Raw genomic sequence first — 26,143 nt, forward strand, 5'->3', positions numbered from 1 at the left:
ACCTCGTCATCGAGCGTGGAGCGGCCGAACGGGGCCGTGGATGAGTCACATCGACGCGCGCCATTGCTGGTAGGCCGTCTCGATGTCCGCGGCATTCTTGGCGATCCATGCGTCGTCGAACGCGGCGTGTGGCTCGGCGAGGTGCGAGGTGGGAAGGTCCTTCTTCATCTTCGCGTCTGGCGTTGCCTTGGTGTTTGAGGGTGCGAGAGGCAAGTACTTGCTCGGGTTGCCATTCGCCTGTGAGCCCACGGCGTAGCCGATCAGCTTCATTGCTGCGTCCTTGTTCTTCGTGCCCTTCGGCACTGAAAGGTATGACGCAGCCAAGATCTGGTCACGGAACGTGTAGTCGACCGGCTTTCCGAGGACGTGCTTCACGTCGTAGGCTCGAGCGTTGTAGGTCATCACCATCGCGACCTCGCCTGAGCCGACAAGGTCCTCAGACTCCGCACCGCTCTTCCAGAAGACCAGGTCATCCTTGATGGTGTCGAGCTTGGCGACCGCTCGCTTGATGTCCAGCGGGTAGAGGTCGCCAGGTGCGACGCCGTCAGCAAGCAGAGCGATCTCAAAGATGCCCCCGGCCGAGTAGTCCATCACCGCGCGCTTGCCGGGGTACTTCTTGGTGTCGAAGAAGTCGGCCCAGCCCTGAGGAGTGCCCTTCACCTTGTCGGTGTTCCATGCGAGCTGAATCGAGTAGATGGTGTTAGCCACTCGGTACTTCGACGCGTATCCCGCAAGAATCTGCTCCTTGGGGATGGCCGCGTAGTCCAGAGGCTCGAGGTACTGCGCGTCCAGGTCCGTGCCCCAGGTGTTGTCACCGTTGTACACGTCCCAGCTCACGCGGTTGGCCTCGACCATGGCCCGCAGTTTGGCGTTGTCGGTGCCGGCCTCCGAAACGATGTCAGCACCGCCCTGGGCTTGGTACGGCTGCAGGACGCCCTTGTCCAAGGCCTCGTGGTAGGCGCCTCCGCCGTCCACCCAGACCAACGAACTCTTGGCCCCGCTCTCGCTGCCAGAGGACGTGCCGCAGGCGGAAACCAAGAGGAGTCCGACGCCGGCGAGGGCGGCCAGTGCTGCTGTCCGTTTCATGATCTCTTCTCCGTTGAAGCGAGGGGTACGACAGACGACCGGGGTGGACGTCAGTCATTCGTATGACTGCCGACGGTAGGCGCCTTGGGGTCCGGACGTCAAGGGTCTTGCCAAGTCCGATGTGGCCATGACATCGTCCCGCCATTCCCTTTAGTCATACGATTGAGCAGGAGACACCATGCTGAGCCGACCTGTCCCGGTCCTCCTTGACAGCAAGCGCCAAGGCGCTGAGATGAGTGAGGACGACATCCGTGGTCTCGTCCAGGGCTACGTTGCCGGCCACGTGGCCCACGAGCAGATGGCGGCCTACTGCATGGCGGTCTGCTGCCTGGGCGCCAGTCCGCGGGAGACAGTTGCGCTCACGCGGGCGGTCATCGAGTCCGGTCATCGTCACGACTTGTCCGACTTGGGCCGCCCCACCGTCGACAAGCATTCCACCGGCGGCGTGGGCGACAAGATCAGCCTTCCCCTCGTGCCGCTCGTGGCCGCATGTGGCGTCGTGGTGCCCCAGACTGCCGGTCGAGCACTGGGACACACGGGTGGAACTCTGGACAAGATGGAGTCCTTTCGGGGTTGGCGCGCGCAACTGAGTCCCAAGGAGCAGTCCGACATTCTCCGCGATGTTGGTGCCGTCATCAGCGGTCAGAGCGACGACTTGGCGCCCGCGGACCGCCTCATGTACGCCTTGCGCGACATCACCGGAGCGGTCAAGTCGGTACCGCTCATCGTGGCCAGCATTTTGGGCAAGAAGATTGCCGAGGGCACGCGAGGCCTCGTCCTCGACGTAAAGGTTGGCTCCGGAGCGTTCATGAAAAGCGTCGACGAGGCCCGCGAGCTCGCCACCGCTCTGGTTGAGACCGCGAGGGACTTCGGCGTCTCAGCCAGCGCTCTCCTGACCGACATGAACACCCCCCTCGGGCTGACGGTGGGGAATGCCCTCGAGGTGCGCGAGGCGGTCGAAGTTCTCCAGGGCGGCGGGCCCTCCGACGTCGTGGAGCTGACCATCGAGCTCGCCCGGGAGATGCTGAGGCACGCTGGGGTCGATGCCGACCCGGCCGGGAAGTTGAGCGATGGGAGCGCCTATGCCGTTTGGCGACGCATGGTGGCCGCCCAAGGCGGGGATCCTGATCAGCCGCTCCCCACAGCTCTGCACGTCGATAACGTGGTTGCCGAGCAAGATGGATATGCGGTTCTGGACGCTTGGGACGTCGCCACTGTCGCCCGCGCCGCGGGCACCGGCCGTGACCGCAAAGAAGACCGGGTGGATCCGACTGCAGGCGTCGAGTTGCTCGTGGCTCCGGGGACCTGGGTGGTCGCCGGGCAGGAGGTGGCGCGGGTGCATTCAGCATCCGAACAGCGACTGCAAGCCGGTAAAGCTGCGGCGGTTCCGTTGAGCGTCACCATGCCCGACCCGGCGTCGCCGGTGCCTCGCAACCGCGTACTCGGTCGGGTCGACTGAGGGGAGCGAGCTTCACGGCGCACCTGCCGCCACCCGTGATTGGTTTGGGTCCTGCCGTGGTGAGGACCTACTCATTTGCCATGGTCCGCTCGGTCAAGCGACGGTTGTGCCCGCTGCGTCTATCCGCCGCCAGTCGACCATGTTGACTGCAGCAGCGGGCACTCCCTTGAAGAGGAGGTTGGAGCTGTAGCTCACAACGACTAGTGAGCGACAGCTCGCCGAGGGCGCTGTCGACGTGTTGCCCCGCGCCTACGCGCCGAGCTCGACCTGGACAGTGTTGGCGATGCCGCTTCGGGCGACCTTGCGCGCGGGCGCCCGCCTGATCTCGTCGCTGACATGCGCAATCATGCGCGGTTCGGGCAGGCATCGAGCAGAAATGTGCAGTCAAACCCTTGACTCCGAGCTGAGCGGCTTCCTAGTGTCAGCAGCACCGTTCCATCCGAAATGTCGTTTTTTGACTCTCCTTGGCCGCGACGTCGCCCTCGCTCCGCGACCAGATCTCCCGACCGTCGCGCGCGTAGCGCGCCTCCCCAAGGAACGTCCCATGACAAGAAATCGCACCTCCCGAAGGACCCCGCAATCCTGGACGACGACCCGAACCTGGTCCGTCACCGCCGTCGGGGTGGCGGCCCTGTGCCTCGCTCCCGTGCTATCCGCGGCCAGTACCGCAACGGCCGCGCCTGCGCGCTCCGCCTCACCTCAATTTGCTGCATCGAGAGACCAACTCAGTCTCCGAGTTCCCGCATCCAGCGGCGCACCCGGCTACCGGCTGAACATCCGACGTGCACCGTTGCGGATCACGACGGTGAGTGACGGGCACACCGTGCTGCAGACCGCCAATACCGCGGTCGGTTTCACGACTGCGGCCGGCCCGGGATCGGCCACGAGCGTCACCGATGCGCGTTGGCACGACGGAGTCCTTGACCTGACGCTGGCCACGACTGTCGCGGGCGACACGGTGAACTACCGGATCACCCCCTCAGCCGACCGGTACCGCGTCACCTGGTCCGTCACGGGGACTACCGCCGCCACCCAAGTGTCCGCCCACTACGACCTGGCTTCCGCCGGGCACTGGTACGGCCAAGGTGAGGCGCAAACGCCCGACGGCGGGCCCTACACCCGCCAGCCCTGGCCCCTGGACTCCGGCAATGTCCACGATGACGCGATGGCCCCCGCCGAATACCTGATGACCGACCCGTTCTGGTTCACCGAGCGGGGCACCGGGCTATGGGTCGACACCCGTAACGTCATGGACGTCTCCCTGAACTCCGAGCAGCACGGCGTCTTCGGCTACGCGATCAAGGACGCGAACTCGATGGACGACACCGTGTTCGTCGAGAGGAACGCGCACGACGTGTACCAGGACTACGTCGGGATCACCGGTACACCCACCAAGAGCGACGCGAGCCCGGCGGAGTTCAAGACCCCGCTGTTCAACACGTGGGCGCAGAACTACACGGCCGTGTCGCAGCAGTCCGTCCTCGACTACGCGAAGGGTCTGCATAACGCGGGGATCCCGCTCCACGCGATCCAGATCGACGACGGCTGGTCGACCCACTACGGCGACTTCGACTTCAACAGCAAGTTCCCGGACCCCAAGGGACTCTCCCAGCAGATCCACGCCATGGGATACGACTTCGGCCTCTGGGTCACGTTATGGATCAACAACGACGCCAAGAACTACGCCTACGCCGCCGACCACGGCTACCTGCTCAAGTCCAAGACGGACCCGAGCAAGCCGTGCAGCGTCACCTGGTGGAACGGCACGGCCGGCATCGTCGACCTGGGCAACCCGGCTGCCAAAGCCTGGTACATCGCGCAGCTGAAGAACCTGCAGAGCACCTACGGTGTCGACGGCTTCAAGTTCGACACCCGCTTCTTCGACGAGTCCTGCGCGCCCTACCCCGGCTACAGAGCCCTCGACTACATCAAGCTCGGCGCCCAGGTCACCGGCCTGTTCGACCAACAGGGCGCGGGCGTACGCCTCTCGTGGACCGGCTCACAGAAGTACGGCTTCGTCATCCGCGAGGTGGACAAGGGCACCGGATGGGACTCCCTCCAGGCCGGCGTCGCGCAGGCCATGGCGATCAGCACGATCGGCTACCCCTTCGTCGAAACGGACATGATCGGCGGCTCGCTCGGGCAGCCACCGGCAACCAAGGACGTGCTGGTCCGGTGGGCGCAGGCAGCCTCCCTCATGCCACTCATGTACTCCTCCACCTCACCACTGGGCGTGAGCAACGCCAGCGGCAGCCACGCGTACGACGCCCAGACCGCGCAGCTCTACGCCGACGCCGTTCGCCTGCACCAGGCGCTCGCCCCCTACATCGACACACAGGTGAACCGTGCGGTCCGCACCGGGGAGCCCATCATGAAGCCGCTGTTCTTCGACTTCCCGAACGACCACGCTTCCTACACGGTCGACGACGAGTGGCTGCTCGGCGACTCCCTGCTCGCGGCACCGGTACTCACCACAGGCACGACCCGCAGCATCCACCTGCCGGCCGGCAGCTGGTACGACGTGCTGCGCCATCGGGTCGTGCATGCCGGGGCGCAGGGTGTCACGCTCAAGGATTACCAAGCCAGCCTCGCGCAGACCCCCCTGTTCGTGCGGCTCGGGACTGGCTCGTCCCCGCGCCTGGTGCAGGCGATGACGCAGCGAGGCCACAAGTGAGCGGGCTGGCACGGGCACTCGCCGCAGCGGCCGCCGCAGGCCTGGGCATCTCGCTCGTGGCCGCACCGGTGGTGGCTCAAGAAGCGGCTCGCAAGGCACAAAGCACCGCCACCCCGCAGTCCTCGGCACCAGCCGTCCTGCCAAGCCTGCGTCAGTGGACGGGCCGGGCCGGCAGCTTCGCGCTGACACCCAGGTCCCGCATCGTCGTCGAGTCGAACGCGTTGCGGGCGACGGCCACCACGTTCCGCGACGACCTGGAGCTTGAGACCGGGCACCGACTTCGAGTGGTGACGGGGATGGGCCACGCCGGGGATGTCGTGCTCACGCTGGACCACGACACCAGCCTGGGCGCTGAGGGCTACCGGCTCGACTCCAACCAGCAGCTGAAGATCAGCGCGCCCACCGACACCGGTGTCTTCTATGGCACGCAGACCCTCGAACAGATGCTCAAAGCCGACCCACATCGAGCGCGGGTGCCGCACGGCTCAGCGAGCGACTCGCCGAACTTCGGCGAGCGCGCCCAGATGCTCGATGTCGGGCGGAAGTTCTACCCGATCTCCTACCTGCGCTCGCAGATCCGCACGATGGCGTGGGAGAAACTCAACACCTTCCACCTGCACCTGAGCGACTGGGAGGGCTTCCGCATCAACCTGCCACAGTTCCCCGGCCTGGCCGCTGCCGAGTCGTACACCCCCGCGCAGCTGCGGGACCTGCAGGCCTACGCCAACCGGTACCACGTCACCATCATCCCCGAGGTCGACCTGCCGTCACACGCAACCACGTTCACGCACTGGGACCCGACGCTGCGGTTCAGCTGTCACTCGCTGGACTACAGCCACTGGCCAGGGGCGCAGTACGGCGGCTGGGTCATGAACATCACCACTCCGCATACCCGCGCCTTCGTTCATGACCTGCTCGCCGCGGTGATCCCGATCTTCGACAGCAAGGTGTTCCACATCGGCGGGGACGAATATCCGTATGACGCCGACCAGGCGGCCTGCCCGGAACTCGTGGCCTACCAGCACCAGCGCGGCTTCGCCTACACCGGGGATGTGTTCACCGACTTCTTCAACACGCTAGACGCGCAGGTCCGCTCCTACGGCAAGACCACCGAGATGTGGGAATGGTGGGACTTCAACAACCAGAAGACCAGCATCCAGCCCAACAAAGACATCATCATCGACTCGTGGGTCAACAACGACCCGAGCGGCTTGGCGGCGCAGGGCTATCGGGTCGTCGGGACGCCGGAGATGGCGCTCTACGTCAGCGCCGGCTTCGGGCAGAAGCCCGGGGACTACGGCTACGTCGACGTTCAGAACGTCTACGAGAACTATCCGTTCGAGCACCCGGCCGGCGTGCTGGGCTACAGAGTCAGCCGCTGGTCGGACAAGGCCGAGACGCAGTCCCCGCAGTGGCTGGACTTCTTCGCCCGTCGCCCGCTCCAGATCCTCGCCGAACGCACGTGGGGCGGCCCACGCTCTTCATCGGTGTGGCAGTTCTTCGGCCGGGCCGACGCGATTGGCGACCCGCCACCGTCCCAACTCACCGGCATCGCCAAGTCGGCAATCTCGGTCACGTCGCTGGACGGCACCGCAGCTGGTGCAGCGCGCACCATGCTCGACGACAACCCCTACACCAAAGTCGATACAACAGGGGCACTCCCACAAGGGATGACCCTCGATCTCGGCGTGCCGACCCGTCTTGCAGGGCTGCGCTACGAGCCCCCGCAGGATGGAACCACGACCGGGCGCATTGCGGGCTATCGCGTTGAGGTCGCGTCCAGTCCGGGCCGTTGGCGGCTTGCAGCAGCCGGAACCTTCAACGGCGACCAGACCGAGAAAGAAGTCGACTTTGCGCCGACGCACGCGCGCTGGCTGCGCCTGGTCGCTCTGTCTACGTCCGACGGCGGAAACACCGTGAGCACCGCCGAACTAACCCCGCTGCAGGCGCCTGCATCGCCCTGACGCACCCAGCAGCGCGACGGTACCCGCCGATCTTCGGACCGGCGGGTACCGCTGTGAGTGCTGTCCAAGTCGGCAGGACCGCGTTTGGACGAGCGCCCGAGCGACAGCGCGCCTTTCCGCCGCGAGGCGGCCACCTCCTGAAATGTGCAGAAGTGCACTCCCCCTACCAACCCGTGGCGACTCCAAGGCATCCTCGAGGTCGCTCAGCCGTTCTGCACGAGTCGCAGAAGATTGCCGTCCGGATCGACCAGGGCACCAATTCGCAGCCCGGACGACTCGCGGCGGGGTGGATGGATCCGAGGCCATCCGTGTGTGGTCTCGGGCAATCCATCGGCGCGGCATACCGCATAGAAGTCGTCGACATCGTCGAGCCTCAGGCAGCAGCTGAACGAGCTCGTGGATGGGTCCAGGTCGGGAAAGGGGAAGAACTCCAGGTGCACCCCGCCGCGTCGCAAGATCATCCAGCCGTCGTCGCGGTAGTCCTCGGTGAACCCCAGCTGCGCGTAGAACGCGCTCGTACTCACGAAATCACGCGCTGGCAGGTTCGGTGTAGCCCGATCGGTCATACCGCATCGTAGGCGCGCACCAGAGGCTGAGATCGGGCGCGGCGCCCCCGGGCGACCGAACGATTGGGCGTATCCCACTCCGCCGCGAAGCGGCAGGTCCTCCGGCCCGCTTGCCGTCCTGGAGGATGAAACCACCTCATGAAAAGGGAGCTCTCGTTTCACGAACACGGCCTTCAGCGCGTCGGGACTGCCCTGATCAAGGAAGCAGTCCAGTCACGTCCGAGCGAGGCTAGGGTCGAAACCATGAGCATCACCGACATCGGCCCCAATCCTCAGGCCTTCGACCTCGAGGGCGAGACGCTCGACAACGCGAACTACCGCACCGTGGCCTGGAGCGGCAAGTACCTGCAGGTCACGCTCATGTCGATCCCAGTGAACGGCGACATCGGACTGGAGAAACACCCCGACACCGACCAGTTCATCCGACTCGACCGCGGCCGCGGCCGGGCGCAGATGGGACCCAGCAAGGACGAACTGACCTTCGACCAAGAGGTCACCGACGGCTGGTGCGTGATCGTTCCGGCCGGCAGCTGGCACAACGTGACCAACGTCGGCGACGAGCCGATGCAGGTCTACACCGTCTACGCGCCGCAACACCACACACCAGGCAAGGTCCACCAGACCAAGGCGATCGCCGACACCGACACCGACGACGAACCCGCAGACTGGTCGGTACAACCAGACTCGGCCGCGGACCAACACGCCTAGGCTGAGCGGCCCGAACAGCAAATCTGCAACGATAACCGCGTCCTTCCGCAGCCAGTCGGTCATCCTCATAGCGGCGCGTCGGTGATTCTTCAGAGACCGAACCGGGTGGACGTCACCTCTTCGACGGCTCGCGGTGGGCCCTCGATCTGGACGTCAGCAACATCTTGACGCCCGAAGAGATACAGCAAGAGTTCGCCTGGTTCTCCGTCGAGTCGGACCATGTCCGGGCCGCGCCGGGCGCGGACTGTCTCTCCGGTCAAGGCGTTGTGCAGTTCAAGTCCACAACCGCGCAGTCGGCGAGCCAGGAGCCAGCTTCCGCTGCGAACGTTCCCCCAGAGCGCCCGGCTCATAGCCGGGTCGAGGTCCCGAGGGGCGCCGCCGTTCGCACGGCGGACGTCCTCGTGGTGGACGAACAGCTCATTGAGATTCGGCACGTGTCTGAGCCAGCTGAGCCGGAACACTCCGGTGGGCCCCGACCGGACCGACGCGACGAGCTGCGAGTAGTCCCTCGTCGCCGCACGCGCATGGTGACGCTGGGCGAGACGCGCCCACGGGCCAGGCACCACCAGCCCGGGGCCGGCCACCGGGTCGCGCTCACGCAGGACCAAATGCACGGCGATGTCGCGGGTGGTCCACGGCGCGAGAACAGTTGCGGCGTCTGGCCCCAACTGGTCGAGAAGGTCGCACAGCGCCGCCCTCTCCGAGGCGTCGAAGAAGGGCCGACTCACGCCCACAGCGTAGCCACGCACGGGGCGACGGTCGGCGAGCGATGCTCGAGACAGCGTCCTACCGCCGCTTGCCGATCATCGTGCCTGCGTTCCCACTGATGGGGGCCTAAGTGGCCGCGTTCTCGAGGAGGCTCCTGAGGGTCCGGAGGTCTTTGAGGTTGGCGCGGCGCATGGCGCGTGCCATCACGGGCGCGGCGAGCTGGCCGAAGCCTGTCGGTTCTCCCTGGTTGCGCAGGGTCATTCGGGTACCACCGGTCGCCGTATCGGACCAGGTGTAGGTCGTCTCCATCGGGAACGGGCCTTCAGCGGTGCTCATCACGAACCGCTCGCCGACCACCATTTCGCGAACCTCGTAGGTGTACGCGATCCGCCGGCCCAAGAAATGTGCAACGAACGCCATACGCGACCCGACAGCGACAGGTGGCGGAGTCTCCATGACGACGGAGCTGATGTTCACGTACCAGCGAGGGGCGTTCTCGGGATCCGAGGCGAAGGCGGCAACCTGATCGCGGGCAACGTCGGTCTCGATAGAGGTCACCACGTCCACAGTCATCGCAGGAGCCTACTTCCGACCGGATCGACGGGACGGCTCACGGGCACGCGCGCGGCAATCCGCCCCGTGCGTTCGCCTGCCATGCCCGAGCTGGCACCCGTCGACCGCCGCAACTGCACGGCCCGACACTTCGCCGCAATTCGGGCGAGGACGACGAAGGGCAGAGCCCCAGCTCCGCGTCCGTTCCACGTCGGCTCGCAACTGCTGCAGCTCTCTCTCCAGCCGACTGGAGTGACCAGAAAAGACTCGGCGAAAGTGACTAGTCATGGCGTGCTCAAAACGGTCTAAATGGGCTATATCAGGACAGGGTTTGCGCTCGTAGTGTCTGTCCTTGGGCCTGTGGGGGGTCCGCATGATCGGGGCCGGTGTGACGGCCCGGGTCGGCTCGGTAGTCATGGGAGGCGCCGGGCCGGGGAGGGGTGGTTGACATGAGTGCTGTCGCGTTGGATCTGTGGGTGGACGAGTGGGCCAGGGAGGCCAACTGTGCCGGCCAAGACCCTGAGTCGTTGTTCGTCCGGGGCAAGGCCCAGCATGCCGCAAAGGCCGTCTGCAAGACGTGTCCGGTCCTCGCGCAGTGCCTGGCCGAGGCCTTGGACAGCAGGACAGACTCTGGGGTGTGGGGAGGCATGACCGAGCGGGAGCGCCGAGCGCTGCTCCGGAAGCGGCCCGACATCACCTCATGGAAGTCTGCCCTTCGGGCAGGAATGGAGTCACAGGCCAGGTAAGCGCGCTTGGCGATGCGAGGTGACCGGTAGATCGGTTCGTGACCGTCCGGTCGGTCGGAGATCGCGGCTCCGTCGCACGGAGCAGCTCCTCGCCACAAGTGGGACGGGGCCGCTCCTATGCGCGACAGGACGGCCATACAGGGCGCCTGAAGAGGAGACAACCCCATGCCAGAAGGCACCCCTCACGTTCAGGGGACGGATGATCCCGCACCGCCGCCGCGGCGCGACCTCGTCGACGATCAGCTGCTCGAGGAGATCGAGCTCCTGGTTGACGTGATCACCCGCGTGGCAGGTCACGCCGGCTACCTGTCGAGAGACGAGGTGGACTCCGTACTGGGCCTGCCTGGTGTTGCCCACGGAGCCTTCTATGGCCCGGAGGACACAATGGCTTCAAGTCGCCGATCACACGCCGACCGTGCAAACCTTCTCCAGCCTGAAGGAGCGGTTACAGCCGTCCGCTAACTGACCGCGGCCCGCCGTTTGCAGGGTTGAGAGTCTCCGGCACCGGTCCGCCTCCCCACGGAGTTGCGTCTAACCGCCGCAGTCGACCCTCGAAGGGGCGCAGCCGGACGCCGCTTCAGAGCTCAAGTCGCTGCTCGGCCCACCCAGCCTGCGGCCGGCGGCTGCACCCACGGCCGGTCAGCGTTGTCACGCATGCGCTTCATCGCCAGGATTGCTTGCTCTCGCAGGCTGCGTCACCGCCGTCGGGCGACGGTCAGACCATCGAATGCGGTGAGAACCATGGCCTCGACGCGATCGTCGGAGGCGACCACGTCGTTGAAGGCGCGCAGGGCGGTGGTGTTGGCGTCTGTCGCCTCCGGGTCGGCGATCCGGCCACTCCACAGGACGTTGTCCGCAAGCAACAGACCGCCGGGGCGGACGCGCGGCACCAGCTCAGCCCAGTAGGCGGCATAGGAGGGCTTGTCCGCGTCGATGAAGACCAGGTCGATGTCTGCCGCCAGGGGTAGGGCGCGCAGGGTGTCGATCGCCGGTGCGATGCGCAGCTCGATCCGGTCGGCCAGACCGGCCGCGGCCCATGCGCGTTGACCGAACTCCGTCCACTCGACGCTGACGTCGCAACACAGCAGTGAGCCTCCCTCGGCCAGGCCCCGAGCGATGCACAGGCTCGAGTAGCCGGTGAACGTTCCCACCTCGACCGCTCGGCGCGCGTTGATCAGCCGAGCGAGCATCGTGAGCAGCTGGCCTTGGTCGTCGCCGATCTGCATGCCTGCCGGGTCCCCCAGCTCGGCTGTCTGCGCTTGCAGCTCACGCACCACACCGTCCGGGCGCCAAGTCCCGTGAGCCACGGCGTAGGAACGAATCTCGTCGGTCACCGGGAAGCTGCGCATCCTCGGACGCTACGCCTGCCGTCGCGCGGTGCGGGTGCGTTCAGGACGTCTTGGCGCTGTCACTACGCTCGGATCCGCGGATCGTGTGGGCGGGCCGTGCAGGCGACCGTCCGCGCGGCGCACTGAGCTTCGAGGAGAACCGTGCTGGCCAAGTTTCCGGGACGCTGTACGCGCTGTCAGGCACCCATCCGAGCAGGCGACGAGATCGTCGGCGCCGGCAGCGACGCCACGGGCTGGGTGCACACCGACTGCCGGGACGACCTCGCGCTCCCGGGCCTGACCACGCCACAGTCGAACACGTCCAGTTCGCCGCATGGCCGGACCGCGGGCAAGGCCCGGGCGTCGAGGCCAGCGATGGTCGCTCCCGAGGGTGCGACCTTCGTCTACACCGACGGCGCGTGCTCGGGGAACCCGGGCCCGGGTGGATGGGCCTGGGCGATCGACCACGACCACTTCGCGTCGGGCTCGGAACGACCGAGCACCAACCAGCGGATGGAGATCCGCGCAGCCCTGGAGGCCGTCACCTCACTCTCTGGCCCGCTCGTCGTGGTGAGCGACTCGACCTACGTCGTGAACTGCTTCCGCGACACGTGGTGGGACGGGTGGCTCAAGCGCGGCTGGACCACATCGGCGAAGAAGCCGGTGGCGAACCGTGACCTATGGGAGCGGTCGTACTGGCCGTCAAGGAGCGCGGCGACGTTGCCTTCCAATGGGTCAAGGGTCACTCCGGCCACGAGATGAACGACCTCGTCGACCGGCTCGCCGTGGCGGCCAGTCTCGGCCGGGAGCAAGGCGGTCGCGCAGCGTCAGGACGCTGAATTTTCCGACTCCCACTGGGCACCGCAACGGTCACACTCGCGGTCGTACCCGGGGTGAAGGCAGCCCACCCACTCGACCCACGGCGGCGTGCTCGTCAGGGGTTCCGGGTCAGCGGGCAGGCCGATCACGAGATGCCGGACCTGGCCGCCCCCGCACGCTGGGCACGTGCCACGGGGAAGGTCGTATGCCGTGACGTCATCGGCATCCTCGTCACCCCAGCGGATCATCATGCTGCGAATTCTGCATCGGGACCGAAGGGGCTGAGGCGGTTTTCCAGCTCGCCCACCCAAGCGATCGGCTTCGGTCAGAGTTCGGCCCACCGTCGTGGCAGGTCAGCCACGGAGTCGAACACCGCGTCGGGGCTCACCCCGCCGTGGAGATCGGACGCGTGGAACTTGCCCGTGCGCACGAGCACTCCGGTCAGCCCCGCCAGCTGGGCACCCTCGATGTCGGTGTGGATGTCGTCGCCGATCATGACGACCTGGTCGGCCGGAAGGTGCAGGGCCTCGACCGCGGCGCCGTAGAAGGTCCGATCGGGCTTCCCGACGACGACCGCGGTCCGGCCCGCGGCATACTCCAACGCCCGCACGAAGGCGCCCGCGTCGAGGCGAAGGCCGTCCTCGGCTCGCCAGTACCGGGTCATCCCCAAGGCGACCAGAGGGATTGCAGGGTCGCTCATCAGCAGACGAAGAGCGCGGTTGAGCGCGGAGTAGCTCCAGCCCTCGCCCAGGTCGCCGATGACCACCGCACCAGCCCCGTGCTCGAGCCCGTCCGGCAGGGGATCCAGCTCGGCGAACTCCGCAGCAGTGGCCTCCGGGACGAAGACGGCGGGCCGAGTGACGTCTTGGCGCCGCAACCAGGTCACTGCAGCCACGGCCGGTGTCAGGACCTGGTCCACCCCTGCCGCGATCCCCAGACCAGCCAGCTTGGCGACCACCGCCAGCCGCGGACGCGAGGTGGTGTTGGTCAGGAAGAGGTGTCCAATGCCCTCACGCTCCAGCCAGCCGATGGCTTCGGGGGCGCCCGGCACCGGCCGGTCACCGACGTAGACGACACCATCGAGATCGAGCAGCACCCCGCGCACGTCTCCATCATCATGCGCCAACGCGCGGGGCATGGCTTCCCCGGGCCCGTCCCTCCGGCAGGGCCCGACCCAGCGCCGTCAGGCTGCCTTGGCGATCCTCACAGTCATCCCGCCGCGTGCCGGGCGTCGGCGATCAGCCGAGACCGAGGAGAACGCACAGCACAGCGAGGCACGCCGTCAGCGCTCCCATGCCCCATCGCTCCAGGGGGTGCCGGCCGGCGAGGTTCCCCACGGTGTTCACCGCGAAGAGCAAGGCGAACACCCAGCACGCCAGAATCAGCGCCGAGCTCTGCGACGTGGAGCCGACCACTCCGCCGCGAAGCAGCAGCAGCCAGCCGATCGCGATCAGCACCACGGCCGTGACCAGGCTGGCGGCGCGGTACCTGCTCGGCAGTCGGCCGTCGGACAGCGCCACGCGGCCGCCGTAGGCGGCTGCTGCCCATGGGGCCCCGGCGCTGAGCCCCAGCTGGAACGCGGCGGCGAGCAGCAGCAGTCCGCAGGCTGCGACGGCCAGGCCCTCGGTGACGGTGTGAGTCATCGCGCTCCTTTGCGTCGGGGGCCTCCGTGACAGTGGTCGCGAGGCGACGTGATCATTGCATCGTTCAACGACGGGCATCACCTCACGGCGCTCCGGGCTTGCGCCTACAGCTTCCCGACGTGACTCCGCGCCTGCTCGATGACGGCGTTGACGTCGAGGCCGTAGGCCCAGCGGCCGGTCGCCTCGAAGGCGGTCAACCGCTCCGCGGCCCGGTCGAAGAGTCGATCGGCTCCGACCTGGTTTCCGCGGGCGGCATGTGTCATCGCGACGCAGACCTGCGCGAGCCCCTGCCACAGGTCCCGTTCCTCGACCGGCCCCGCCTTCCAACGCGCCTCCAGCACCTCGTGCGCGGAGAACGGACGGCCTGCTCCCACGAGCTCTCGCGCTGCTGCAAGTGTCTCTTCGGGTGGCAGCGGTTCCTCCGACACCGGCTCGACACCCTCGGCGCCGTAGGGCAAAGGCCGGCCCAGAGCGTCGCGAGGCCTCCCCTGGCGCGCGCGGCCTACGGCGTCCCGGTCACGATCAGGTCCCGTCATACGACCAGTCTGCCAAGGGGCCGCACCCGGTCCGATCCGGATCAGACGTGGAGCACGTGCTCCTGGCGGTAGCCGGTCGTGAGATCGGTGAGGGACAGCTCGATGATGCCGGCCGGGTCGACGGTGTAGCGCTCCTCGAGCAGCGGGCCGGCCTCGAGGCGCACGATGGGCACCTCGCGCAGGGCCGAGGCCTCGGCGGGGGATTCGCTTCCGGTCGGGCTCACCGTCCGCTGGAGCTCCGGGTCGAAGGGGAAGACGATCTGGGCCACCGGCGTGAGGTCCCCGCGGGGCTCGCCCTGGTCGTCGACGGAGGAGTACTCCACGAAGCGGAACCAGCCGATGTTGTGGGCGGCCCGGTAGCGGCGCGTCACCACCACCGGCTCGGCGGATGCCGGGTCGCCGAGTGCGTCGGTGGTCCGGAGCGACCGGTCAAGGACTGGGTCGAAGGACACCGCGGCCCCACCCTCGCGCTCCCGGAAGACGCCGAAGCCGCGCGACAGCCGGTCGCGCAGCGAGAACCCCGCGTCGGGGTCGGCCGCGATGGCCAGGCCGATGGCGGTGGAGGCGCTCGGCATCGGGGAGCGGTGCACGCGGCGGCCGAACCGAGACCGCAGCAGCCGTGGGACCAGCGGTAGTCCGCTCGCGCCGCCGACGATGTAGATGCCGGCCACCCCCTGGAGCTCGTCACCGTCCCCGTCGGGCGAGCTCAGGGACTGCACCAGCGGTTCCATCGCCTCGGTCGTCGCCGTGACCAGCGGAGTCACCGCGGCGTAGAAGTCGTCGACGGGGACGGTCACCGCGGTGCCGGCCTCGCCTTCGGCCGCGGGCACCTCGACGGCGACCCGGCGTGACTGCGGGCCGATGCGCTCCTTGGCCTCGCGGCACTCCTCGAGCAGGCTCGCCCACGACGCCTCGGACAGCTCGGTCCCCGAGCGGCCGACACCCTGCAGGGCTGCCTCGGCGAGGGCGTGGTCGAAGTCGTCACCGCCGAGCCGGTTGACGCCGAAGGAGTCGAGCACCTCGTGCTGGGTGCCCGACAGCCGCAGCAGCGAGGCGTCGAAGGTGCCGCCGCCGAGGTCGTAGACGATGACGAGGTCGCGCCGGGAGGTGATCGACCGGGCCTGCCGGTGCGCGAACTCGAAGCTGGCTGCCGACGGCTCGTTGACCAGGCCGGCCACGTCGAAACCGGCACGTCGGCACGCCTCCAGCGTGAGGAAGCGCTGGGCACTGTTGGCCTGGGCCGGCACACCGAGCATGGCGCGGGGCGGGACCGCCCCCTCCAGCCGGCCCTCGATGCTCGACGCGGTCCGGAGCGCGTCGAGCACGGCCGAGAAGTGCCCGGTCAGCACGTCGAAGAGCGGCACCTCGCGGTCACCGAGACGCATGAGCGTGTCAGGCGTGACCCGCGGCTCGGCGAGCACCCGCTTGAACGAGCGGGCGCACGGCATACCGCGTCGGGCCGCCTCCAGCGCCGCGAAGCCGTAGACCAGCGTGCCCGCGTCGTCCGCGACGACGGAGGGGAAGTGGTCACGGGCGTCGCCGTCCTCGTCGAGGAAGGACACGACCGGGTAGTTGCCGCGGTCGCCGTGGGCCACGACGGTGTGCGTGGTGCCGAAGTCCAGGCCGAGATCCATCCCACAAGGCTAGGCGGCAGCGCCGAGACCACAGAGCCGAGCGACCAGCTGACGAGACGGCGCTCGTGCGCCCGCTCAGGCCCAGAACGCGATCACTGCGGGCGGGTCGCCGACGAACTGGTCGACGGAACGCACCTTGCCGTCCTCGAGCTGGAAGTAGAGGACCTGGGTGTCGTCGAACGTGCGGCCGTCGGGGCGCGCCCCCGTGATCCGGGTGAGGACCGCCACGTGTCCGGCGCCGTCGGGCATGAACAGCTCGGGCACCGGCCGGAGCGTGCCGGCGGTCAGTTCCATCGAGGCTCCGAGGAACGCGAGGATCTCGTCGATGCCGTGCTTGATCCCGCCGAGCCGGTCGGGGTTGCGGTGGTTCCAGGTCGCATCGGCGTGGAAGCCGTCCGCGAAGGCCGCGAGGTCGCCGGTGCCGACAGCCTCGAAACCGGACCGCACCGCCTGGACGTCCGTCTCGGCGGTGGAGTGGGTCATGGTGGTCATCAGGTCCTCCTGAGGTCGGTGCTTGGTTGGTCCGGCCCACGCTAGGAGGGGGCGGGCGACCGGCACATCGACCGTTCAGTCGATATCCGGTCCGGCCCGGACGGGTGCCGCGACGAGGCCGTGGCGCATGGCGAACATCGCCAGACCGGCGCGGGTCGTGACCTGGCACTTGGCGTACACGTGCACCGTGTGGGTGTGCACCGTGGCCGGCGAGATGAACAGCTGTTCGGCGATCTGCTTCTTGGTGAGCCCGTCGACCAGGAGGCGCAGCACCTCCAGCTCCCGTCCGGTGAGGTCGACCGGCAGCGGCGGGAACGTCGGCCGCGGGCCGTGGGCGGCAGCCAGGACGGCGCGGACGGCGTCCCGGTCCAGCGGCAGGGCCGAGATCAGCCGGGCGGCGTCCGCAGGTGGATGTGCGGGCCGATGGGGCCGTGGCTCCCCCAGCGTGTGCCACACGTCCGCGGCGGCGAGCAGCCTGGTGGCGGCGTCGAGCTCGCCGGCCTGGACGCCCATGGGGTAGCCGGAGCCATCCAGCCGCTCGTGATGTCGGCTCGCGATCGGCGCGAGCGGCGCCAGCTCCGGCGACCGCGACAGGATCCGGCCCGAGTGGTAGGGATGCAGGCGCACCAGCTCCCATTCCTCTGGTCGCAGCGCCCGGGGCTGCTCCCAGACACCCGTCGGGACGGCCACCCGGCCGAGGTCATGGACGAGCCCGGCGCGGTACACCAGCCTCGGCTCGATGCCGTCGAGCTCATGGGCCGCTGCCCGCGCCAGCAGTGCCACACCACGCGAGTGGCCCTGGAAGAACGGGGCCTTGAGGTCGGCCGCATCGCCGAACCCCGCCAGCACCTCGTCCAGGTGGTCGTCGTCCCGGAAGAAGCGGTGCGGATCCGGCTCTGCGGCAACGACCGTCGCCCACAGGTCCTCGGGATCCGCGAGCTCGAGCAGCTCGCGCGACGCGTCGAGGAAGCTGCCAGTGGTCCGCGGGTCCAGGGCACGTCCGGACCACCGGGTGAGGTTCTCGACGGCGAGACCCGGCCCACCGACGGCGTCGAACATGACGGCGGCGTGGCCGACCGCGGCGTAACGGGCCGGCTCCGGCAGCTCGTCCCCCGACCGACCGACCGGCGCGCCCTTCCCGTCGTACCGCTCGAAGGCGCACAGCACGGATGCCGTGACCGCCGAGGGCAGGCCGAGCAGCGTGGTCAGCTCGGCGCCCACCTCGCAGTCGGCACGCGCGGCCGCTGCCACCAGGCCGGGGACCCTCGGCATCCGTGCCAGCACGCGAAGCCGCTCGACCCCGGTGCCAAGGCTCGCGAGGAACCGCACGGCCTCCGCCGGACGGGCCGTGTCGACGAGGTCGCCGCGGGCACGCACCGCGATGTCGTCGCCGCCGAAGGCCGCCGCCGCCTCGTGCGAGGTGGCCGCGCACCCGGCATAGCGCATCAAGGTCGAGTAGTAGACCTCGCCCAGACGGACCGGAGGGAGACCGTCACGGCGAGCCAGCTCGCCGGCCACCAAGCACGCCCGCATGGCCTCTCCCGGCGGACGGCCTCGAGTCAGGTCACTCGTCACCGAGAGCGCAGCCACGACTCCCGCGACGCGGACCCGGCTCGGCACGTCGTGAGTCTAGCGCCGTCACCGGCCCCACCCGGGTCGCTGCAGAGCGACAGTGCAAGGACCTTCGCCTCTTCTCACGCCCTGCACGGCGAGCGACGCTTGCACTGGAGGAGGCGCTCATCATGGCCAGCACGACGCATACGACCAGCTCGTCCACCAACGCTGCGGACGAGCAGGGCCCGCGGACCCGGAGCCCGTTGGCCCGGGCGTGGATCTCCATCGCCCTCGTCCCGGCCTTCTTCGTCGTCGCGTTCGCTGCGGCGCATGGCCGCTCTGTTGGGCGTCGGGGCGGGCCTGCTCGTCGTCCTCTAGCAACCCACCTCTGGAGGGCCAGCCTCCGGACTGCTGTACGTCGCGCTTGACCGGTTCATTCGCGTCCCTGCGCGCAGCTCATCGGCAACGATGTCAGAGAGGGGAGCAGACTCGCGGGCCATCGAAAGGGGCGCCCCCATGAGAAACGCGGTCAAGGCGTTCGCGCCGCACTCCCCGATCGGTTGGACCGCTGTCGCCCTCGGGTTCGGGGTCGCTGCCGCCGGCCTGCTGCTCTACTACGTGTCCGACGCGGTCACGAACGGGGGTTCGCGGTCGGCGCCCCTGTGGCTGCACGTACTCGTCCCTGTCGCCGTCCTCGCCGTCGCGATCCCCGCGGTCATCGTGGGCTTCCGGTCCCGCCGCACGGATCCCTCGACCCTGGGCACCATCGCACTGGCCGTCGCGTGCGTCCTCGGCGGCTGGACCGCCTTCAGTGGGGTGGTCGGCTTGATCGTCTAGCGCCGATCTGACCGGCCCGTGGCTCCGGGTGGGAACGGACGTGGGAGGTTGGTCGACTGCTCAGGCGGGTAGGACTCGTGAGTCCAGCACCCCGATCGAAGGAGCGCACATGTCGGACGACGCAAACGTCGCCAAGGAACTCGTGGAGACCCTGAAGGACGGCGAGCGAGGCTTCGCCTCCGCCGCCGAGAAGCTGCGGGACAGCGACCGCGCCGAGTGGGCCACCACCCTGCAGCGCCTCGCTGAGCAGCGCGCGGGCTTCCGGAACGAGATCGTCGCCATGGGCCACGAGTACGGCGACGACGTCGACGAGAGCGGCTCGGCCGCCGCGGCCCTGCACCGCGGGTGGATCTCGCTCAAGGACGCCCTGACCGGTGACGACGCGAGCAGCGTCCTCGGTGCCGCGGTCACGGGCGAGGACCACGCGGTCTCGGAGTACGAGAAGGCCGAGAAGGCGGACCTCAGCGCAGGCTTCCGTGCAGTCGTCGCCCGCCAGCACGCCGCCATCGTGGCGGCTCGCGACGAGGTCAAGGCCCTCCAGATCGCGGACTGACCCGATGCCTCCCCGACCCGGTGAGTCGGGGATGTGACGCAGCCTCGGGAGCCTGGCTCCTGACGCGGTAAGCGACACCGGTTGGTCGACACCCCTCCGAGGAATGAAGCCCTCGGAGGGGTGTTGTCGTTCCGACGACGGCACTGGGCGGCGCGGCGGCTCCGGTTCCTCAGTCGGCGCGGAGGGTCAGTGGCTCTCGCGCCCCGAGAGCTGCTGTCGCAGTTTGCTGACCAGCTCGCGAGTGGGCAGGTCGGCGGCGAGCGCGTCCGAGACGATGGCGGCCTGCGTCGGGGGAGACATGCCGTCGACGGGCTGGTCCCGGTCGAGGTTCGTCGGGAAGGCGTAGCCCTCGGCGCTGGCGGCGACGACGTTGGCGACGTCGCGACCCGGCATGCCGGCGGTGCGCGCCGAGAGCAGGGCCGGGTAGACGGCCTCCACCACGCGGGCGCGGTCGACGGTCTCCATCGCGCGCCCGAAGGCCGAGCTGACCTGCAGGAGGTTCGCCATGCGTCGCACGTCGGTCGTGTGGTTGGTCCCGGCGGCGTGGAAGAGCGCCGGGTTGAAGAACACGGCGTCGCCGGCCGACAGGGGCAGCTGCACGTGGTGGCCGACGAAGTAGTCCTGGAACTGCGGCTGCTGGTAGGCGACGTAGCCGTGCGCGTACTTCTGGCTGTGCGGCAGGTAGAGCGTCGGGCCCGACTCCACGGGCATGTCGACGTGGGCCACCGCGCCCTGCAGGGTGAGCACCTGCGAGAGGGCGTGCACGTGCGCCGGGTAGGCGGCGCACGTCTGCGCCGACTGGAACCCGAGGTGGTAGTCGCGGTGGACCGTCTGCCCGGCGCCTCCGGGGTTGACGACGTTGAGCTGCGAGGTGACCTGGTAGCCGGGCCCGAGCCAGGCCTGCGCGGCGAGCGCGACGGCGTCGTTGGCGTAGTAGTCGACGAATGCCTCGGGGTCGGCGACGGCGAGCTTCTCGAGGGCGTTCCAGATGCGGTCGTTGGCGCCCGGCTTGGCGAAGTGGTCGCCGGCCGCGACGCCGTTGGCGCGTTGGTCGGCGATCATCTGCTCGAAGGCCGCGGTGGCGCGGTCCAGGGGTTCGGCGTCGAACGCGCCTGCCAGCACGACGATCCCGGGGCCGTCCGAGAGCGCCCGGGCCAGCTCCGCCTGCACGTCGCGACGGGACGCGTCGTCTGCTGCCGTATGCCGCAGGGTGGCCCAGTCGTAGACGAGCACCTGCTGCTCGACGCGGGTCGCATGGGGGTAGTCGGCGAAGTGGGTCTGCTCGGTGAGCACCTCGAGCAGGTCGGACAGGTGGGCATCCTCGGGACGGATCCAGCGCGTCGCTGAGCTGGTCGACGTGACGGTCATGGTGCCCTCCTCGGGCTGAACGGTGCTCACCGGCTGACGGCGCGGACGGTGGCGAGGGTGGTGGGGTGATCTCTCAAGGATGCGGTCGTGACCGCCCCCGGTCAGGCCGCCGAAGACCTCAGAAAGACCTCAGGCACAGTGGCCCGGCGTTAGGCTCCGGCTCATGGCTCCACAGCGATCCACGTCGCACCGGGTCCGCGACATCGCCGAGCAGTCGGGCCTCTCGGAGGCGACGATCGACCGGGTGCTCCACGGCCGTCCGGGCGCGAGCCCCCGGGCGGTCCAGGCCGTCGAACGGGCCGTGCTCGACCTCGACCGGCAGCAGACGCAGCTGCGCCTGGCCGCCCGCACGATCCTGCTCGACGTCGTGGTGCAGGCGCCGTCCCGCTTCAGCTCCGCCGTCCGGTCTGCGCTCGAGGACGAGCTGCCGGCGGCGCGTCCGGCCGCCGTGCGGGCCCGCTTTCACCTACGCGAGAACGCTGACGTCGACGCCGCCGTCGAGGTCCTCGACGGTCTCGGTCGTCGAGGCCGCGTCTGTCACGGGGTGATCCTCAAGGCACCGGACGACCCCGGGGTGGCCGCTGCCATCGGGCGGCTCGCGGAACGCCGCATCCCCGTTGTCACGCTCGTCACGGACGTCCGCCACAGCGCGAGGGTGGCCTACGTCGGGCTCGACAACGCCGCGGCCGGCGCCACGGCGGCCTACCTCGTGACCCAGGTGCTCGGGGACCGTCCCGGTGACGTCCTGCTGACCTTGAGCCGGTCGTCGTTCTTCGGGGAACGGGAGAGGGCCGCCGCCTTCGGGGCGGCCCTCGCACGTCTCTCCCCTGCACGGCGCGTGCACACCATCACCGACAGCGACGGGCTCGACGCCACGATGAGCGCCCTCGTGTCCGATCTGCTTGCGGCGCAACCGAAGGTGCGCGCCGTCTACTCCGTCGGCGGCGGCAACCGGGCCATCGCCGAGGCGTGCGCGGCGGCGGACCGCCGACCGACCGTGTTCATCGCGCACGACCTCGACGAGGACAACGTCGAGCTGCTGCGCTCGGGTGTGCTCACGGCGGTCTTGCACCACGACCTCCACGCGGACATGCGCAACGGCGTGCGTCAGTTGATGCGAGCGCACCGCCTGTTGCGTGGCGCACCCACCTCGGTGGCGGCCAACGTCGAGGTCGTCACGGCATACAACATCCCTCCCCGCACCCGCGTGCACTGACGCTGAGGTCTTTCTGAGGGGTCGAGGTGCTGCCATGGCAGCCGTCGCCACTGCACGATGGGGTCATCAACCGGGACCACGACGTCATCGGTCGCCTCGGCGGGTCGGCGTCGCCCCTTCGCCCGCTCGAGGAGAACCATGCGCCTTGGCCTGATCGGACTCGGCCGAATCGGCTCCTTCCATGCCGATACCCTGTCCCAGCTCCCCGCCGTCGAGTCCCTCGTGGTGACCGACGTCGTCCCCGCTGCCACGAAGAGTGTGGCGGAGCGGGTGGGCGCCGACCCAGCGGACTCGCCGCAGGCTCTGCTGCGCAGCGGCGTCGACGCCATCGTCATCGCGGCGGCCACCACGGCCCACACCGAACTCATCCGTGCGGGGGTGGATGCGGGCGTCCCCGTGTTCTGCGAGAAGCCTCTGTCCGGTGATCTCGACGAGGCCGTAGAGATCGCTCGCTACGCGAGCGCCAGCGGGACGCCCGTGCAGGTCGGCTACCCGCGTCGTTTCGACCCCGCCTTCAGCGCAGCCCGTTCGGCAGTGGAGTCCGGTGAGCTCGGGTGGGTGCACACGGTGCGGTCCACCACTCTGGATCCCGCGCCCGCGCCACGTCCCTACCTCGAGGCGTCCGGAGGCATCTTCCGGGACTGCAGCGTCCATGACTTCGACACCGTCCGGTGGGTCACGGGCCGCGAGGTCGTCGAGGTCTACGCCACCGGGAGCGCCCGGGGGGACGACGTCTTCGCAGAGCTGGGTGACGTCGCCACCGCGGCCACGGTGCTGACGTTCGACGATGGCGCCACCGCGGTCGTGTCGAACTCCCGCTACAACCCTCGCGGCTACGACGTCCGGCTGGAGCTGCACGGCACCAGTGACAGCGTCGCCGCGGGGTGGACCGATGCAACGCCACTGCGCAACCTTGAGCCCGGCGCCACCTGGCCCACTGGGCCACCCGCCACCTTCTTCATGGACCGACTCACGGCCGCCTTCCGTGCAGAGCTGCAGGCGTTCACGGATGTCGTTGCCGGACAGCGGAAGTCGCCCTGCACGGTCGACGACGCCCTGGCCGTCGCCTTCATCGCCGAGGCTGCCACGCTGTCACTCCGGGAGCACCGCCCGGTGCGGGTCGATGAGGTGCGGCGCGGATGACGATGCCCCACGGTGACGCTGCCGCGGAGCCCCTGCGGCTCGGCCTCCTCGGGGCCGCCCGCATCACGGACCTGGCCGTCATCAAGCCGGCGCGCGTCACCGGCACCCGACTGGTCGCCGTGGCGGCGAGGGATCCCGCCCGTGCGGCGGCGTTCGCCGAGGCCCATGGCGTCGAGAAGGTGCACCAGTCTTACCTCGACGTCATCAACGACCCCGACGTGGAGGCGGTCTACAACCCGCTGGCCAACAGCCTCCACGCACCCTGGAACAAGGCCGCCCTCGCCGCCGGGAAGCACGTCTTCACGGAGAAGCCCTCGGCGAGCAACGCGGTCGAGGCGGAGGACGTCGCCGCCCTGGCGAGCACCACCGACCGAATGTTCTTCGAGGGGTTCCACTACCTCTGGCATCCGCTGGTCGCGCGCCTCCACGCGATCCTCGCCAGCTAGGAGCTCGGCGAGCTGCGACACGTCGAGACCGTCATGGACATGCCCGCGCCTGACGCCGACGACCCGCGCTGGTCGCTGGAGCTCAGCGGGGGCGCCCTCATGGACCTCGGCTGCTACAGCCTGCACTCGATGCGCATCCTGGCCCCGTTCGCCGGCGGGGAGCCTGCGCTCGTCAGCGCGACGGGCGGGGAACGACCGGGGCAGCCCGGGGTCGACGAGTGGCTGACCGCCGAGCTGGCGTTCCCGAACGGTGTCACCGGGACCGCCGGCTGCAACATGGCGAGCGACCGCCACCAGATGAGCCACCGCCTGGTCGGCACCGCCGGTCAGGCCGTGATCACCGACTTCGTCAACCCGCACCACGACGACCGGCTCATCGTGACCACCAGCGAGGGCAGCCGCACTGAACACCTCGGCCGCCGGTCCTCCTACACCTACCAGCTCGAAGCCCTCACCACGGCGGTGCGCACCGGTGCGCCGGCCCGCACGGACGCGGCCGATGCCGTCCGGACGATGCGTCTGATCGACGAGTGCTACGAGGCGATCGGCCTGCCACCGCGCCCGTCCCACTCCGACACCACCACACCCTCCGACGCCCACTCCGGGAGCGACCACCGATGACGATGCCCACCGACGAGCTGATGGCCACCTGTTGGACGAGCGCGGGCGATGCCGCCTCCGACCGCCCGGACCTGCGCAGCCCGCTGACCCTGCGTGAACGCGTCGAGGCCGCTTCGGCGGCCGGCTTCCGGGGCTTCGGCCTGCTCTCGGACGACCTTCCGGGCGCCGTGACCACCTACGGCCTCAGCGGGATCCGTGACCTGCTGACCGACAACGGGATCGTCCACCTCGAGCTCGAGGGGATCCCCTGGTGGTGGGACGAAGGGCCCCACCGTGCGGAGTCGGACCGGGTCCGCCACCTCCTCCTCGAGGCGGCCGAGGTGCTCGAGCCGCGCCACCTCAAGGTGACCCCCGACGGCGACGACGGGCCGTGGGACCGCGCGGTCTGGGCGTCGCGGTTCGCGGGGCTCGCCGACCAGGCCTCGGGCGTGGGTGCGCGCCTGGGCATCGAGTTCTTCCCGTGGTCGAACATCAAGACCCTGCACGACGGACTGCAGCTCGTCACCGACGCCGGGCACGAGGCGGGCGGCGTCATCATCGACACGTGGCACGTCGCCCGTGCGCACACGCCGGTGTCCGACCTCGCAGTCGTGCCGCTGGACCGGATCATCGGGGTCGAGCTGAACGACGCCGACGCCGACGTCGTCGGGACCCTGTTCGAGGACACGGTCCACCGCCGCCGGTACTGCGGCGAGGGCACCTTCGACCTGACGGGCATGATCACGGCCCTGCGCACGGCTGGCTGGAACGGGCCCTGGGGTGTGGAGATCCTCTCCGACGAGCACCGCGCCCGGCCGGTCGGCGAGGCGCTCGCCCGCGCCGCCGACAGCGCGAGGAACGCGCTCGACGCGGCGACGTCGGACTGACCCCTTCCCTCGATCGCCGTGCGGGAGCATCCTGACCCCATGGCAGCAAGTGCGCCGTCGAGGAACATGGCCGTCCCCTTGACGGCTTTTGCCGCAGGAGCGGTCGTCGCGCTGCTCGTCGGGGTGTTCGGCAAGGTGCACGACCCGACCCTCGCCGGCACGACGACGCTCGGCTTCCACACGGTCATCGACATGAAGGTCGTGCTCACCATCGTGATCGGGATCCTCGCCGTGGTCCAGCTCGTCGGGGCACTCTGGATCTACGGCCGGCTCGGCGTCGAACCGCCGTCCTGGCTGGGAACGGCACACCGGGTCTCCGGCGCGGTCACGGTCGTGCTCATCGTCGTCGTCGCCTACCACTGCCTCTGGGCGCTGGGCCTGGAGTCCGGGACGTTGGCCGACGGCGAGCCCGTGCCGACCCGGACGGTGGTGCACGGCCTCCTCGGCTGCGCCGTCATCGGTGCGCTCGTCGTCAAGGTGACCGCGGTGCGGTCGAGGCGCGCGCCCGGCTGGTTCCTGCCCGTGGCGGGCGGCCTGCTCTTCGCGCTCCTCGTTGCCGTCGTGCTGACATCCGCCGTCTGGTACCTCGCCGCCAAGGGCTGACCCCGCAGAACGGGCCAGCCC

The 26,143-nt window shown here is 69.1% G+C and carries 27 protein-coding genes; 15 read left to right on the forward strand and 12 right to left on the reverse strand.

The window, feature by feature from the left end; genetic code table 11:
* Window positions 1–45 precede the first annotated feature (45 nt).
* The gene (locus AC1DIW_RS05255) at window positions 46–1,086 is read right to left on the reverse strand and encodes an extracellular solute-binding protein (protein ID WP_478106727.1); all 1,041 of its coding nucleotides are present in this window, start codon (window positions 1,084–1,086) and stop codon (window positions 46–48) included.
* Between the two features lie 178 nt (window positions 1,087–1,264).
* Here AC1DIW_RS05255 and AC1DIW_RS05260 point away from each other — a divergent pair, with 178 nt between their 5' ends.
* The 3 genes from AC1DIW_RS05260 to AC1DIW_RS05270 all read left to right on the forward strand — a co-directional run bounded on the left by AC1DIW_RS05260 (window position 1,265) and on the right by AC1DIW_RS05270 (window position 7,183).
* Window positions 1,265–2,545 (forward strand): thymidine phosphorylase, encoded by a 1,281-nt coding sequence (locus AC1DIW_RS05260; RefSeq protein ID WP_478106728.1) that lies wholly within the window; start codon window positions 1,265–1,267, stop codon window positions 2,543–2,545.
* 805 nt (window positions 2,546–3,350) lie between these two features.
* Entirely contained in the window at window positions 3,351–5,219 is a 1,869-nt protein-coding gene (locus tag AC1DIW_RS05265; protein WP_478106729.1) for a glycoside hydrolase family 31 protein, read from the forward strand.
* Window positions 5,216–7,183: a family 20 glycosylhydrolase gene (locus AC1DIW_RS05270; protein WP_478106730.1), complete on the forward strand. Its 1,968-nt coding sequence runs from the start codon at window positions 5,216–5,218 to the stop codon at window positions 7,181–7,183. Before AC1DIW_RS05265 ends, AC1DIW_RS05270 begins: the two co-directional genes overlap by 4 nt.
* Window positions 7,184–7,386: 203 nt before the next feature.
* Here the strand turns inward: AC1DIW_RS05270 and AC1DIW_RS05275 are convergent, their stop codons facing one another.
* Window positions 7,387–7,749 (reverse strand): bleomycin resistance protein, encoded by a 363-nt coding sequence (locus AC1DIW_RS05275; protein ID WP_478106731.1) that lies wholly within the window; start codon window positions 7,747–7,749, stop codon window positions 7,387–7,389.
* Window positions 7,750–7,992: 243 nt separating this feature from the next.
* Here AC1DIW_RS05275 and AC1DIW_RS05280 point away from each other — a divergent pair, with 243 nt between their 5' ends.
* A complete protein-coding gene (locus tag AC1DIW_RS05280) occupies window positions 7,993–8,457 on the forward strand; it encodes a cupin domain-containing protein (protein WP_442278765.1) in 465 nt (154 codons plus the stop codon).
* Between the two features lie 89 nt (window positions 8,458–8,546).
* Here AC1DIW_RS05280 and AC1DIW_RS05285 read toward each other — a convergent pair whose 3' ends face one another.
* Window positions 8,547–9,185 (reverse strand): TIGR03085 family metal-binding protein, encoded by a 639-nt coding sequence (locus AC1DIW_RS05285; protein ID WP_478106732.1) that lies wholly within the window; start codon window positions 9,183–9,185, stop codon window positions 8,547–8,549.
* A gap of 106 nt (window positions 9,186–9,291) precedes the next feature.
* The gene (locus tag AC1DIW_RS05290) at window positions 9,292–9,738 is read right to left on the reverse strand and encodes an SRPBCC family protein (protein ID WP_478106733.1); all 447 of its coding nucleotides are present in this window, start codon (window positions 9,736–9,738) and stop codon (window positions 9,292–9,294) included.
* Window positions 9,739–10,166: 428 nt separating this feature from the next.
* Here AC1DIW_RS05290 and AC1DIW_RS05295 point away from each other — a divergent pair, with 428 nt between their 5' ends.
* Entirely contained in the window at window positions 10,167–10,463 is a 297-nt protein-coding gene (locus AC1DIW_RS05295; RefSeq protein WP_478106734.1) for a WhiB family transcriptional regulator, read from the forward strand.
* A gap of 695 nt (window positions 10,464–11,158) precedes the next feature.
* Here AC1DIW_RS05295 and AC1DIW_RS05300 read toward each other — a convergent pair.
* Window positions 11,159–11,812 carry an O-methyltransferase gene (locus tag AC1DIW_RS05300; protein WP_478106735.1) on the reverse strand — a complete coding sequence of 218 codons (654 nt, stop codon included), beginning with the start codon at window positions 11,810–11,812 and terminating at the stop codon, window positions 11,159–11,161.
* Window positions 11,813–12,166: 354 nt separating this feature from the next.
* Here AC1DIW_RS05300 and AC1DIW_RS05305 point away from each other — a divergent pair, with 354 nt between their 5' ends.
* Both AC1DIW_RS05305 and AC1DIW_RS05310 read left to right on the forward strand, forming a co-directional pair.
* Entirely contained in the window at window positions 12,167–12,553 is a 387-nt protein-coding gene (locus AC1DIW_RS05305; protein WP_478106736.1) for a ribonuclease H family protein, read from the forward strand.
* A complete protein-coding gene (locus AC1DIW_RS05310) occupies window positions 12,487–12,630 on the forward strand; it encodes an RNase H family protein (RefSeq protein WP_478107070.1) in 144 nt (47 codons plus the stop codon). Before AC1DIW_RS05305 ends, AC1DIW_RS05310 begins: the two co-directional genes overlap by 67 nt.
* Window positions 12,631–12,935: 305 nt before the next feature.
* Here the strand turns inward: AC1DIW_RS05310 and AC1DIW_RS05315 are convergent, their stop codons facing one another.
* From AC1DIW_RS05315 to AC1DIW_RS05340, 6 genes are all read right to left on the reverse strand, one after another.
* A complete protein-coding gene (locus AC1DIW_RS05315; RefSeq protein WP_478106737.1) occupies window positions 12,936–13,715 on the reverse strand; it encodes a TIGR01458 family HAD-type hydrolase in 780 nt (259 codons plus the stop codon).
* 133 nt (window positions 13,716–13,848) lie between these two features.
* Window positions 13,849–14,253, reverse strand: a complete 405-nt coding sequence (locus AC1DIW_RS05320; RefSeq protein WP_478106738.1) for a hypothetical protein — start codon at window positions 14,251–14,253, stop codon at window positions 13,849–13,851.
* Window positions 14,254–14,357: 104 nt separating this feature from the next.
* A complete protein-coding gene (locus AC1DIW_RS05325; RefSeq protein ID WP_442278754.1) occupies window positions 14,358–14,789 on the reverse strand; it encodes a DUF309 domain-containing protein in 432 nt (143 codons plus the stop codon).
* A gap of 41 nt (window positions 14,790–14,830) precedes the next feature.
* Window positions 14,831–16,423: an Hsp70 family protein gene (locus AC1DIW_RS05330; RefSeq protein WP_478106739.1), complete on the reverse strand. Its 1,593-nt coding sequence runs from the start codon at window positions 16,421–16,423 to the stop codon at window positions 14,831–14,833.
* Window positions 16,424–16,498: 75 nt separating this feature from the next.
* Window positions 16,499–16,915, reverse strand: a complete 417-nt coding sequence (locus tag AC1DIW_RS05335) for a nuclear transport factor 2 family protein (RefSeq protein WP_478106740.1) — start codon at window positions 16,913–16,915, stop codon at window positions 16,499–16,501.
* Between the two features lie 75 nt (window positions 16,916–16,990).
* Window positions 16,991–18,535, reverse strand: a complete 1,545-nt coding sequence (locus AC1DIW_RS05340; protein ID WP_478106741.1) for an HD domain-containing phosphohydrolase — start codon at window positions 18,533–18,535, stop codon at window positions 16,991–16,993.
* A 450-nt stretch (window positions 18,536–18,985) separates the two neighbouring features.
* Between AC1DIW_RS05340 and AC1DIW_RS05345 the strand changes: the two genes are divergently transcribed.
* Together AC1DIW_RS05345 and AC1DIW_RS05350 are read left to right on the forward strand one after the other, a co-directional pair.
* Complete coding sequence (locus AC1DIW_RS05345) at window positions 18,986–19,306, forward strand: hypothetical protein (RefSeq protein WP_478106742.1); 321 nt, start codon at window positions 18,986–18,988, stop codon at window positions 19,304–19,306.
* Window positions 19,307–19,415: 109 nt separating this feature from the next.
* Window positions 19,416–19,859, forward strand: coding sequence for a PA2169 family four-helix-bundle protein (locus AC1DIW_RS05350; protein WP_442278749.1), 444 nt, complete (start codon window positions 19,416–19,418; stop codon window positions 19,857–19,859).
* 186 nt (window positions 19,860–20,045) lie between these two features.
* Here AC1DIW_RS05350 and AC1DIW_RS05355 read toward each other — a convergent pair whose 3' ends face one another.
* Window positions 20,046–21,227 (reverse strand): phytanoyl-CoA dioxygenase family protein, encoded by a 1,182-nt coding sequence (locus tag AC1DIW_RS05355; protein WP_478106743.1) that lies wholly within the window; start codon window positions 21,225–21,227, stop codon window positions 20,046–20,048.
* Window positions 21,228–21,390: 163 nt separating this feature from the next.
* Here AC1DIW_RS05355 and AC1DIW_RS05360 point away from each other — a divergent pair, with 163 nt between their 5' ends.
* The 6 genes from AC1DIW_RS05360 (at window position 21,391) to AC1DIW_RS05385 (ending at window position 26,122) form a co-directional block, all read left to right on the forward strand.
* On the forward strand, window positions 21,391–22,443 hold the full coding sequence (locus tag AC1DIW_RS05360) for a LacI family DNA-binding transcriptional regulator (protein ID WP_442278747.1): 1,053 nt from the start codon (window positions 21,391–21,393) through the stop codon (window positions 22,441–22,443).
* A 138-nt stretch (window positions 22,444–22,581) separates the two neighbouring features.
* Complete coding sequence (locus AC1DIW_RS05365) at window positions 22,582–23,586, forward strand: Gfo/Idh/MocA family protein (RefSeq protein ID WP_478106744.1); 1,005 nt, start codon at window positions 22,582–22,584, stop codon at window positions 23,584–23,586.
* Complete coding sequence (locus tag AC1DIW_RS05370; RefSeq protein WP_478106745.1) at window positions 23,583–24,032, forward strand: Gfo/Idh/MocA family protein; 450 nt, start codon at window positions 23,583–23,585, stop codon at window positions 24,030–24,032. Before AC1DIW_RS05365 ends, AC1DIW_RS05370 begins: the two co-directional genes overlap by 4 nt.
* Window positions 24,033–24,044: 12 nt before the next feature.
* Entirely contained in the window at window positions 24,045–24,653 is a 609-nt protein-coding gene (locus tag AC1DIW_RS05375; protein WP_478107071.1) for a Gfo/Idh/MocA family protein, read from the forward strand.
* On the forward strand, window positions 24,650–25,519 hold the full coding sequence (locus AC1DIW_RS05380) for a sugar phosphate isomerase/epimerase family protein (RefSeq protein WP_478106746.1): 870 nt from the start codon (window positions 24,650–24,652) through the stop codon (window positions 25,517–25,519). Before AC1DIW_RS05375 ends, AC1DIW_RS05380 begins: the two co-directional genes overlap by 4 nt.
* 39 nt (window positions 25,520–25,558) lie before the next feature.
* Window positions 25,559–26,122: a DUF6529 family protein gene (locus AC1DIW_RS05385; protein WP_478106747.1), complete on the forward strand. Its 564-nt coding sequence runs from the start codon at window positions 25,559–25,561 to the stop codon at window positions 26,120–26,122.
* The last annotated feature ends 21 nt before the right edge of the window (window positions 26,123–26,143 follow it).

This window comes from Terrabacter sp. 01T434, assembly GCF_056398545.1.

What these genes read in the sequence shown, in the direction of transcription:
- AC1DIW_RS05255 (WP_478106727.1), bottom strand. Translation starts at nt 1,086, where the DNA reads ATGAAACGGACAGCAGCACTGGCCGCCCTCGCCGGCGTCGGACTCCTC.
- AC1DIW_RS05260 (WP_478106728.1), top strand. Translation starts at nt 1,265, where the DNA reads ATGCTGAGCCGACCTGTCCCGGTCCTCCTTGACAGCAAGCGCCAAGGC.
- AC1DIW_RS05275 (WP_478106731.1), bottom strand. Translation starts at nt 7,749, where the DNA reads ATGACCGATCGGGCTACACCGAACCTGCCAGCGCGTGATTTCGTGAGT.
- AC1DIW_RS05280 (WP_442278765.1), top strand. Translation starts at nt 7,993, where the DNA reads ATGAGCATCACCGACATCGGCCCCAATCCTCAGGCCTTCGACCTCGAG.
- AC1DIW_RS05290 (WP_478106733.1), bottom strand. Translation starts at nt 9,738, where the DNA reads ATGACTGTGGACGTGGTGACCTCTATCGAGACCGACGTTGCCCGCGAT.
- AC1DIW_RS05295 (WP_478106734.1), top strand. Translation starts at nt 10,167, where the DNA reads ATGAGTGCTGTCGCGTTGGATCTGTGGGTGGACGAGTGGGCCAGGGAG.
- AC1DIW_RS05300 (WP_478106735.1), bottom strand. Translation starts at nt 11,812, where the DNA reads ATGCGCAGCTTCCCGGTGACCGACGAGATTCGTTCCTACGCCGTGGCT.
- AC1DIW_RS05305 (WP_478106736.1), top strand. Translation starts at nt 12,167, where the DNA reads ATGGTCGCTCCCGAGGGTGCGACCTTCGTCTACACCGACGGCGCGTGC.
- AC1DIW_RS05320 (WP_478106738.1), bottom strand. Translation starts at nt 14,253, where the DNA reads ATGACTCACACCGTCACCGAGGGCCTGGCCGTCGCAGCCTGCGGACTG.
- AC1DIW_RS05325 (WP_442278754.1), bottom strand. Translation starts at nt 14,789, where the DNA reads ATGACGGGACCTGATCGTGACCGGGACGCCGTAGGCCGCGCGCGCCAG.
- AC1DIW_RS05330 (WP_478106739.1), bottom strand. Translation starts at nt 16,423, where the DNA reads ATGGATCTCGGCCTGGACTTCGGCACCACGCACACCGTCGTGGCCCAC.
- AC1DIW_RS05335 (WP_478106740.1), bottom strand. Translation starts at nt 16,915, where the DNA reads ATGACCACCATGACCCACTCCACCGCCGAGACGGACGTCCAGGCGGTG.
- AC1DIW_RS05345 (WP_478106742.1), top strand. Translation starts at nt 18,986, where the DNA reads ATGAGAAACGCGGTCAAGGCGTTCGCGCCGCACTCCCCGATCGGTTGG.
- AC1DIW_RS05350 (WP_442278749.1), top strand. Translation starts at nt 19,416, where the DNA reads ATGTCGGACGACGCAAACGTCGCCAAGGAACTCGTGGAGACCCTGAAG.
- AC1DIW_RS05355 (WP_478106743.1), bottom strand. Translation starts at nt 21,227, where the DNA reads ATGACCGTCACGTCGACCAGCTCAGCGACGCGCTGGATCCGTCCCGAG.
- AC1DIW_RS05360 (WP_442278747.1), top strand. Translation starts at nt 21,391, where the DNA reads ATGGCTCCACAGCGATCCACGTCGCACCGGGTCCGCGACATCGCCGAG.
- AC1DIW_RS05365 (WP_478106744.1), top strand. Translation starts at nt 22,582, where the DNA reads ATGCGCCTTGGCCTGATCGGACTCGGCCGAATCGGCTCCTTCCATGCC.
- AC1DIW_RS05370 (WP_478106745.1), top strand. Translation starts at nt 23,583, where the DNA reads ATGACGATGCCCCACGGTGACGCTGCCGCGGAGCCCCTGCGGCTCGGC.
- AC1DIW_RS05380 (WP_478106746.1), top strand. Translation starts at nt 24,650, where the DNA reads ATGACGATGCCCACCGACGAGCTGATGGCCACCTGTTGGACGAGCGCG.
- AC1DIW_RS05385 (WP_478106747.1), top strand. Translation starts at nt 25,559, where the DNA reads ATGGCAGCAAGTGCGCCGTCGAGGAACATGGCCGTCCCCTTGACGGCT.